This window comes from Stenotrophomonas terrae, assembly GCF_039674165.1.
Classification (GTDB): Bacteria; Pseudomonadota; Gammaproteobacteria; order Xanthomonadales; family Xanthomonadaceae; genus Stenotrophomonas; species Stenotrophomonas terrae_A.
This window is the reverse complement of the sequence record NZ_JBDJMY010000076.1, coordinates 1-8,430: the sequence shown is the minus strand read 5'-3', so window position 1 is coordinate 8,430 and position 8,430 is coordinate 1. Positions and strand designations below refer to the sequence as shown.

General features: G+C 65.9%; 9 protein-coding genes. 7 read left to right on the top strand and 2 right to left on the bottom strand.

The features are described 5' to 3' along the window. Positions 1-144: 144 nt before the first annotated feature. Together ABE493_RS19015 and ABE493_RS19010 are read right to left on the bottom strand one after the other, a co-directional pair. Positions 145-504, bottom strand: a complete 360-nt coding sequence (locus ABE493_RS19015) for a hypothetical protein (protein ID WP_346500908.1) — start codon at positions 502-504, stop codon at positions 145-147. Continuing rightward, positions 501-1,460, bottom strand: a complete 960-nt coding sequence (locus ABE493_RS19010; RefSeq protein WP_346500905.1) for a hypothetical protein — start codon at positions 1,458-1,460, stop codon at positions 501-503. The genes ABE493_RS19015 and ABE493_RS19010 overlap by 4 nt, the downstream gene beginning before the upstream one ends. A 147-nt stretch (positions 1,461-1,607) precedes the next feature. On the opposite strand from ABE493_RS19010, the gene prmA reads away from it, so the two are divergent. The 7 genes from prmA (at position 1,608) to purD (ending at position 8,215) form a co-directional block, all read left to right on the top strand. Next, positions 1,608-2,522, top strand: a complete 915-nt coding sequence (gene prmA / locus ABE493_RS19005) for a 50S ribosomal protein L11 methyltransferase (protein WP_346500903.1) — start codon at positions 1,608-1,610, stop codon at positions 2,520-2,522. Between the two features lie 29 nt (positions 2,523-2,551). Then, positions 2,552-3,367, top strand: coding sequence for a DUF3426 domain-containing protein (locus tag ABE493_RS19000; protein WP_346500901.1), 816 nt, complete (start codon positions 2,552-2,554; stop codon positions 3,365-3,367). Positions 3,368-3,466: 99 nt separating this feature from the next. Further along, positions 3,467-3,739: a DNA-binding transcriptional regulator Fis gene (gene fis / locus ABE493_RS18995; protein ID WP_057626401.1), complete on the top strand. Its 273-nt coding sequence runs from the start codon at positions 3,467-3,469 to the stop codon at positions 3,737-3,739. Between the two features lie 324 nt (positions 3,740-4,063). After that, positions 4,064-5,647, top strand: coding sequence for a bifunctional phosphoribosylaminoimidazolecarboxamide formyltransferase/IMP cyclohydrolase (purH, locus tag ABE493_RS18990; protein WP_346500898.1), 1,584 nt, complete (start codon positions 4,064-4,066; stop codon positions 5,645-5,647). A gap of 22 nt (positions 5,648-5,669) precedes the next feature. Then, positions 5,670-6,497, top strand: coding sequence for a hypothetical protein (locus ABE493_RS18985; RefSeq protein ID WP_346500896.1), 828 nt, complete (start codon positions 5,670-5,672; stop codon positions 6,495-6,497). Then, entirely contained in the window at positions 6,488-6,907 is a 420-nt protein-coding gene (locus ABE493_RS18980) for a hypothetical protein (protein ID WP_346500894.1), read from the top strand. The genes ABE493_RS18985 and ABE493_RS18980 overlap by 10 nt, the downstream gene beginning before the upstream one ends. 21 nt (positions 6,908-6,928) lie before the next feature. Next, positions 6,929-8,215 carry a phosphoribosylamine--glycine ligase gene (gene purD / locus ABE493_RS18975; RefSeq protein WP_346500892.1) on the top strand — a complete coding sequence of 429 codons (1,287 nt, stop codon included), beginning with the start codon at positions 6,929-6,931 and terminating at the stop codon, positions 8,213-8,215. The last annotated feature ends 215 nt before the right edge of the window (positions 8,216-8,430 follow it).

Here is an 8,430-nt window from a genome sequence, read left to right as displayed (position 1 = left end):
GCAGAGGCTCTACCGGTAACGCCCATGCCGAGCATGGCTCGGCACTACAGGTGACGCTTCGGCCGATCATTGCTTGGTATTACACGCAGGCACAAAAAAAGGCGGGGAATCCCCGCCTTTTTCGTGCCTGATGGCAACGCCGGTTTACTCGGCGTCCACCACGGTGCCCTTGACCGGCTCGGTGCCCAGCGGCGAGGACGGGTCCATCACCGTCACCGTTTCCACCGAACCATCCGGCCATACGATCTGGAAGCTGCTGCCCGGCTGCAGGGTGTTGAACGGCATGCCGCTCTGCGCGCGATACACCGCCGCGGCCTGGGTTGCACCGGCGCGGCGCAGGTCCGCATCGGACTTGACGCTGGTCAGCTTGATCTTGGACAGGGCTCGGTAACGGTCTTCGTAGGTGTCTATCAACACCACGCCCACCGCGCCTGCCGAATAGGCCACGAACAGCACGACCCAGATCCAGAACTTCGCCCCGTGCATGAAACGTCGGTAGTTCATTGCACACCTCGCTGCGCACTGCGCAAGCTGCTGACCATCTCGTTCATTTTTTCCATACCCTGCCGCGATACCGCAGCGTCGTAAACGAATGACTCAAAATCCTGTTGGGGATCGCGCGAGCAGATCCCGCCATTGGCGCAGTAGGCCACCATCAAGGTGCTGTCCGGGCCGCAGGCCAAACCCAATTGGCAGGCGGCAACCTGCCAGGCCAACTGGCTGAACTGGCTACCGGCAACCATGCCGCGATAGGCCTCATCACCGGCCGCTGCACTGCCCATTGCACCGGATATGGCCAGGAAGGCCTCCGGGTCCTGCGAAGACTGCACCCGCTCCACCAGCGCACGCCGGTACTCGGGGGTGTCGATCAAGGGCTCACCCATCGACAGCATGGCTGCCTCGGCGGCCAGATTGCCGGCCTTGGCCGATGCCAGCCGCTGCTGCAGCAGACGAGCGCGGCCCAGACCATCGGCGGAACTGAAGCCCGCGCAGCTCTGCCGCACCTTGCCGCGCGCAGCCAACATCGCGGAGATCGCGTCCAGATCCATGCGCTGCAATGCGGCGCTATCCAGCGCATAGCCCGATGGGTCCATCGCAAACACGCCACAGTGATCGTAGATGCGACTGGCTATCCAGCCCGCTTCGGCATTGCCCGCATCCGCAGCGACCTGCAGCTGCTGCGCATAGGCAAACAAATCGGTGCCGTTTTCCAGCGCTGCGCGCAGATCCAACGGCAAGCCAGCCGCTACCGCGGTGGAACGCTCCGGCAGCTCCCTGTTGCCGCCCAGCAGCGGCGCTGCCAGCGTGGCCGGGCCGGCATCGCTGGCGGCCGCTACGGCAGCTGCGTCCGCATTGCCTGCGTGCACACTGGCCCCACTGCGAACACCCAACGCAGCCATCAGCACTGCCGCAGGCAGCACCAACAGATACCAGGGTTTTCTGGCCAGCAACGAGAACATGGGAAGGCAGCAGCCTGAGATACAGGTACAGGGCGGGGATTCTATCAAGGCCGGCGGCCGGCACGAATGAACCAACAAGCTGAACGGGCAATTGGCGCCCGCCTCGTCTAGGATGCGTCCCCTGTCCCGCTGTTGCCGTAAGCCCCCATGCCCTTCCTCGAATTGACCCTGCGCTGCACCGAAGCCACCCAGCCCCGTTACGAGAATGCCCTCGACGACGTCGGCGCGCTGGCGGTGACCATGCTCGACGCCGACGCTGACACCAGCAACGAGCGCGCAATCCTGGAACCGGGCGTGGGCGAAACCCCGCTGTGGAACGAGCTGACCCTGAGTGCGCTGTTCCCGGCCGACACCAATGCGCTGGCCCTGCTGGCCGCACTGGAGTCCTTCGACCCCGGCCTGGAATGGACCAACGCCAGCTTCCGCGCCGTACAGGACGAAGACTGGGAACGCGCCTGGCTGGACCAGTTCCAGCCCATGCAGTTCGGCCAGCGCACCTGGATCGTGCCGTGGAACCATGAGCTGCCGGAGGCCGCACAGGCCGCCGACGCCGCCATTGTCCGGCTCGACCCGGGCCTGGCTTTCGGCTCGGGCACCCACCCGACCACCGCCCTGTGCCTGCGCTGGCTGGACCAGCTCTCGGCCGAAGGCAAGCTGGCCGGCAACACCGTGCTGGATTTCGGCTGCGGCTCCGGCATCCTCGCCCTGGCCGCGCTGAAGCTCGGTGCCGCCGCTGCGGTTGGCGTGGACAACGACCCGCAGGCGCTGATCGCCACCCATGACAACGGCGAGCGCAACGGCGTGCATATCGCCGCCTATCTGCCGGAAGACGAGCCGGTCGCCACCTATCCGGTGGTGGTCGCCAACATCCTGGCCTCGGCCCTGGATGCACTGGCCGAACTGCTGGCCGCACGCGTCGCGGCAGGCGGACAGATTGCCTTGTCCGGCATCCTGCATGGCCAGGAAGACGAGCTGCTGGAACGCTACGCGGCGTGGTTCGATCAGCTTGAAGCCACCCAGGATGGCGATTGGATGCGCATCACCGGCGTGCGCCGTGCTTGAATGGCGACAGTGCCTCGGCCTGCCCTGCCATGACTGAAAAGACCAAGCCCGCCCGCCGTTCCCTGGCGACCTTCCTGCAAGGTCCGGCCACACCCGCCCCAACCGCTGCGCCGGAAAGCGCAGCGGACACGCTGGCGGCCGCTGATGCACAGGCAACACTCACGCTGGATCTGCCCTCACCGGTGGACTCGCCTGACGCCGCCCCGGCCAGCGAGGAAGCACCGACAGCCGTGTCACTTGAAGCTGCCAGTGCTGCTGACAGCGCCAGCAGCGTCGAGGTCATCGAGGACGCGGCATCGGCAGAAGACGAGGCAGCGCCGACCGTGGCCGCGCCCAGTTTTGCCCGCGCCAGCGCCAGGCCAACCGCAGTCCCCACCGATACGCCGCGCTGGCAATGGGGCGTGGTGCTGGCCCTGGCCCTGCTGCTCGGCCTGCAGATCATTCTGTCCGACCGCGCCAGATTGGCCGCCGATGCCGGCACCCGGCCGCTGGTCAGCGCGCTGTGCACGGTGCTGCGCTGCACGCTGCCGCCGTGGCATGAACCCAGCGCGTTCAGCATGCTCAGCCGCGATATCCGCCCGGTGCCCGGGCAGGCGGGCGCGCTGCAGGTGCAAGCCAGCTTCCGCAATGACGCACGTTGGGCGCAGGCCTGGCCGGCCTTGCGCTTGTCCCTGTCCGATGCCGATGGCCGGGTGATCGGCCGGCGCACCCTGCAGGCGGCCGAATACCTGGGCGCCGGCGCCGACCCGCAGGCGCGGCTGGAACCCGGACAAAGCGCGCAGGTGTCATTCCGACTGCGCGAACCGGCGGCCGCCACGGTCGCCTTCAGCTTTGAATTTCAGTAACCGTGGGTCAATGGCGTGGCAGGCCGGCGGTCCACGCGCTAGACTCCCTCCCCCACGCCGGGCCAACCGCGCCCGACTTTGCTGAATCCGGGAATTTCCTTGAACGCTGCCCCCACCCGTCCTGACACCAGTCGTGGCGCTCCGAAGCCGCCGCTTCGCGAACACGTTGCCCAGTCCGTTCGGCGCTACCTGCGCGACCTGGATGGCTGTGACGCGGACGACGTGTACGAGATCGTGCTGCGCGAGATGGAAATCCCCTTGTTCGTGGAAGTGTTGAACCACTGCGAAGGCAACCAGAGCCGTGCTGCCGCGCTGCTGGGCATTCACCGCGCCACCCTGCGCAAGAAGCTGAAGGAATACGGGCTGGCGTAAGCCGCCGCATCACCTGTAGAGCCGAGCCATGCTCGGCTGAAGCGTTACCGGTGCCCCCTGCCGTCGTGCATCGCGGGCAAAGGCCCTTGCCGAGCATCATTCGGCGGTACCTACGCATTGCCTGTAACGCCCCTTGCCGAGCATGGCTCGGCACTACAGGGCATTGCCTGGAACGCCCCTGCCGAGCATGGCTCGGCACTACGGTGCATTGCCTGTAACGCCCCCTGCCGAGCATGGCTCGGCACTACGGTGAAACCTTTGGCGACCACGGGTGGGAGCGCGCGGCTACAATATTGGCCCGCTTCCGCTTCCCCCTGCCTCCCCATGTCCTCTGATCTGCTGCCCGTACGCCGGGCTCTGCTGTCCGTTTCCGACAAGACCGGCCTGATCGATCTGGCCCGTGCCCTGGCTGCCCGCAACGTCGAGCTGCTGTCCACCGGCGGCACCGCCAAGGCGATCCGCGAGGCCGGGCTGCCGGTCAAGGACGTGTCCGATGTCACCGGCTTCCCGGAAATGATGGACGGCCGGGTCAAGACCCTTCACCCGATGGTGCACGGCGGCCTGCTGGGCCGCGCCGGCACCGATGATGCGGTGATGGCCGAACACGGCATTGCTGCCATCGACCTGCTGGTACTGAACCTGTATCCGTTCGAGTCGGTCACCGCCAAGGCCGATTGCAGCCTGGCCGACGCCGTGGAAAACATCGACATCGGTGGCCCGGCGATGCTGCGCAGCGCGGCCAAAAACTTCGCCCGCGTTGCCGTGACCACCAGCCCGGATCAATACGAAGCGCTGCTGGCCGAGCTGGCCAACAACGACGGCCAGCTGTCGGCGGCCAAGCGTTTTGAACTGTCGGTGGCCGCGTTCAACCGCGTCGCCCAGTACGACGCGGCAATCAGCAACTATCTGTCGGCTGTCACCGACACCAGCGCTGCAGTACCGGTGCGCAATGAATACCCGGCGCAGATGAATTCCTCCTTCATCAAGGTCATGGACCTGCGCTACGGCGAAAACCCGCACCAGAGCGGCGTGTTCTACCGCGACCTCTACCCGGTGCCGGGCACCCTGGCTACCTTCGTGCAGCTGCAGGGCAAGGAACTTAGCTACAACAACCTGGCCGACGCCGATGCTGCATGGGAATGCGTGCGTCAGTTCGAGGTGCCGGCCTGCGTCATCGTCAAGCACGCCAATCCGTGTGGTGTAGCCGTGGCTGCCGATGTCGGCGCCGCCTACGAAATGGCCTACAACACCGACCCGACCAGCGCCTTCGGCGGCATCCTCGCCTTCAACCGCACGCTGGACGCGGCCACCGCCAAGGCCATCCTCGACCGCCAGTTCGTCGAAGTGCTGATCGCACCGGACTACGAACCGGCCGCGCTGGAATACGCCACCAAGAAAGCCAATGTACGCGTGCTGCGCATTCCGGCCGGCGATGCCCGCAACAACTACGACACCAAGCGCATTGGTTCGGGCCTGCTCATTCAGAGCGCCGACAACCGCGGCATGAGCGCCGATGAGCTGAAGACCGTCACCCAGCGCGCGCCGACTGCGGCTGAAACGCGTGACCTGCTGTTTGCCTGGCGCGTGGCCAAGTACGTCAAGTCCAACGCGATTGTCTACGCCAAGGACGAGCGCACCATCGGCGTTGGCGCCGGCCAGATGAGCCGCGTCTACTCGGCACGTATCGCCGGCATCAAGGCCGCCGATGCCGGCCTGGTGGTGCCGGGCTCGGTGATGGCATCGGATGCATTCTTCCCGTTCCGCGATGGCCTGGACGCCGCCGCCGAAGCCGGCATCACCGCGGTGATCCAGCCGGGCGGTTCGATGCGCGACAACGAAGTGATCGCCGCTGCCGATGAACATGGCATCGCCATGGTGTTCACCGGCGTGCGCCACTTCCGTCACTGATCCCGTTACTGAGAACCGGCACATGGCGACCAGGGTTATCCCGCGTTTGATCTCCCTGCTCGCCGTCGCCCTGCTGGCGGCTTGCCAGCAGGGCACGCCCGCACAGAACGATGTGCCTGCTGCGAAACCAAAGCTCAGCTACGAGGCCGGTGTGTTGGCCCTGCTGCAGGAACGTTATGGCGCCAGCGCGCAATTGCAGGGGCAATGGGCGCAGCAGTTGAATGATCCCGACCTGGATCATGCCCGCCCGGTCCATCGCGACATCTGTGCCGACCAGGCCATCCAGGTGCAGAGCGGCAGCTATCGCATGCTGGCGGTCTGCACCGCGTATGACGATGCCAGCCCGATCGAACTGGGCAGCACCGATTTCATCGTGCTGCGCCGCGCCGCCGATGACGGCGTCAGCGTTGCCGCCGAACTGCTCGGCCAGGGCAGCGGCACCGGCGGCAAGCCCGGCAGCGTCACCGCCTTGCAGATGGGCGCCAATGCCTGGGGTTTCCAGGTCGACGACGAGCTGGTGGTGGTCGGTGCCTTGATGCGCAACCGCGCCTGGTATCTGTTCGACGGCGACAAGACGCTGTCGAGCGCGGGCTGGCTGCGCAGCCATTTGGACGACCACAACGCCATTGACTGCAATGCATCCGGCAACTGTTCGCACGGCCGCCTGGACCTGAACTTCGACGCCGTTCCCGATGACAGCCAACCGCAGCTGGCTTACTGGCCGCTGCGCGTGCAGGAGAAGGGCCGCGGCTGTGCTGGCGCGGTCAACAAGAGTCACAGCATCGACTACGACACGGCGCAGTTGCGCTATTCGATTCCTTCGACCATGCAGATCGAGGCGTGCAACTGATGCGCAAGGTGATCCTCGCAGTAACCGCCGGCCTTTGCGCGGTGCTGCTTGCCGGTTGTGGGAACAACTCGCCTGGCGATGCCCAGCAGACCGCGTTGACCGCACTCGGCAAGCAGCTTCCCAAACCTTACCGCGATGGTCTGATCACCGATTCGGCGCACCTCCAAGGTGCTGACATCGTGTTGGTGGTGCGTTTCCCCGATGCCACCGTGGACATGGCCAAGGCAAAGCCCGATGTGTTTGCGGCATTGCGCCGTGATGAAAACCAGGCCATCGCCGAGCTGTGCGCGGAACCGGCATTGCAGCCAGTCTTCGCCGCCGGTGGTGGCGTGCAGCGCCGCTTCGTGGATGCCAATGGCGCGGTGTTCTTCAACGTCGCGCTGAAAGCCTCCGATTGCACTACCCATTGATGCCCCACAGGAACTGACTTCATGAAAATCCTCGTCATCGGCTCTGGTGGCCGCGAACACGCCCTGGCCTGGAAGTTGGCGCAATCGCCGCGCGTAAGCGAAGTGATCGTTGCTCCCGGCAACGCCGGCAGCGCCACCGAAGGCAAATGCCGCAACGTCGCGGTCAAGGTCAACGATATCGATGGCCTGCTGAAGCTGGCACAGGACGAGGCCGTGGGCCTGACCGTGGTTGGCCCGGAAGTACCGCTGGTGCTGGGCGTTGTCGATCGCTTCCGCGACACCGGCCTGCGCATCTTCGGGCCCACCGCTGCTGCCGCGCAGCTGGAAGGCAGCAAGGCCTTCGCCAAGGATTTCCTGGCACGCCACGGCATTCCCACCGCGTACTACGCCGTGCACACCGAGGTTGATGCCGCACTGGCCTACCTGCATGAGAAGGGCGCGCCCATCGTCATCAAGGCCGACGGTCTTGCTGCCGGCAAGGGTGTGATCGTGGCGATGACGATGGAAGAAGCCGAGGCTGCCGTGCACGACATGCTCAGCGGCAACGCCTTTGGCGATGCCGGCGCGCGCGTGGTGATCGAGGAGTTCCTCGAAGGCGAGGAAGCCAGTTTCATTTCGATGGTCGATGGCCGCGTCGCATTGCCGATGGCCACCAGCCAGGACCACAAGCGCGTGGGCGATGGCGACACCGGCCCGAATACGGGTGGCATGGGTGCGTACTCACCCGCCCCGGTAGTGACGCCGGAAGTGCACGCGCGGGTAATGCGCGAAGTAGTGGAGCCGACCGTGGCCGGCATGATCGCCGACGGCGTGCCGTTCACTGGTTTCCTGTATGCCGGCCTGATGATCGACGCCGACGGCGCACCGAAGGTGATCGAATTCAACGTGCGCTTCGGCGACCCGGAAACCCAACCGGTGATGCTGCGCCTGCAGTCGGATCTGGTGGATCTGCTGGAAGCCGCCACTGATGGCGCGCTGGCTGGCGTGGACGCGCAATGGGATCCGCGCCCGTCGCTGGGTGTTGTACTGGCTGCCAAGCCCTATCCGGAAACGCCGATCACCGGTGATGTGATCAGCGGGCTGAACGACGTCCCCGCCAGTGCCAAGGTATTCCATGCCGGCACCGCGCTGGACGCCGACGGCAACGTGGTCAGCGCCGGCGGCCGCGTACTGTGCGTGGCGGCATTGGGCGACAGCGTGGGCGATGCGCAGAAGCATGCGTATGCGGGCGTGGCCAGAATCCATTGGGCCAATGAGTTCCACCGCAACGACATCGGCTGGCGCGCGATCGCCCGCGAGCAGCAGTAAGCGGAGCTCAGCCCTCCCCTGCACTTCGTGCAAGGGAGGGAGCATGTAGTGCCGAGCCATGCTCGGCAGGGGCTCCACCGGTAATGCCGCAAAAGCTACCCCTCCCCAACCCTCCCCTGCACTTCGTGCAAGGGAGGGGGCATGTAGTGCCGAGCCCTGCGCGGCCGGGGGGCTCCCCGTAAGGCCCCCGCCCAGCCTGGCGCGGCTCGACACTT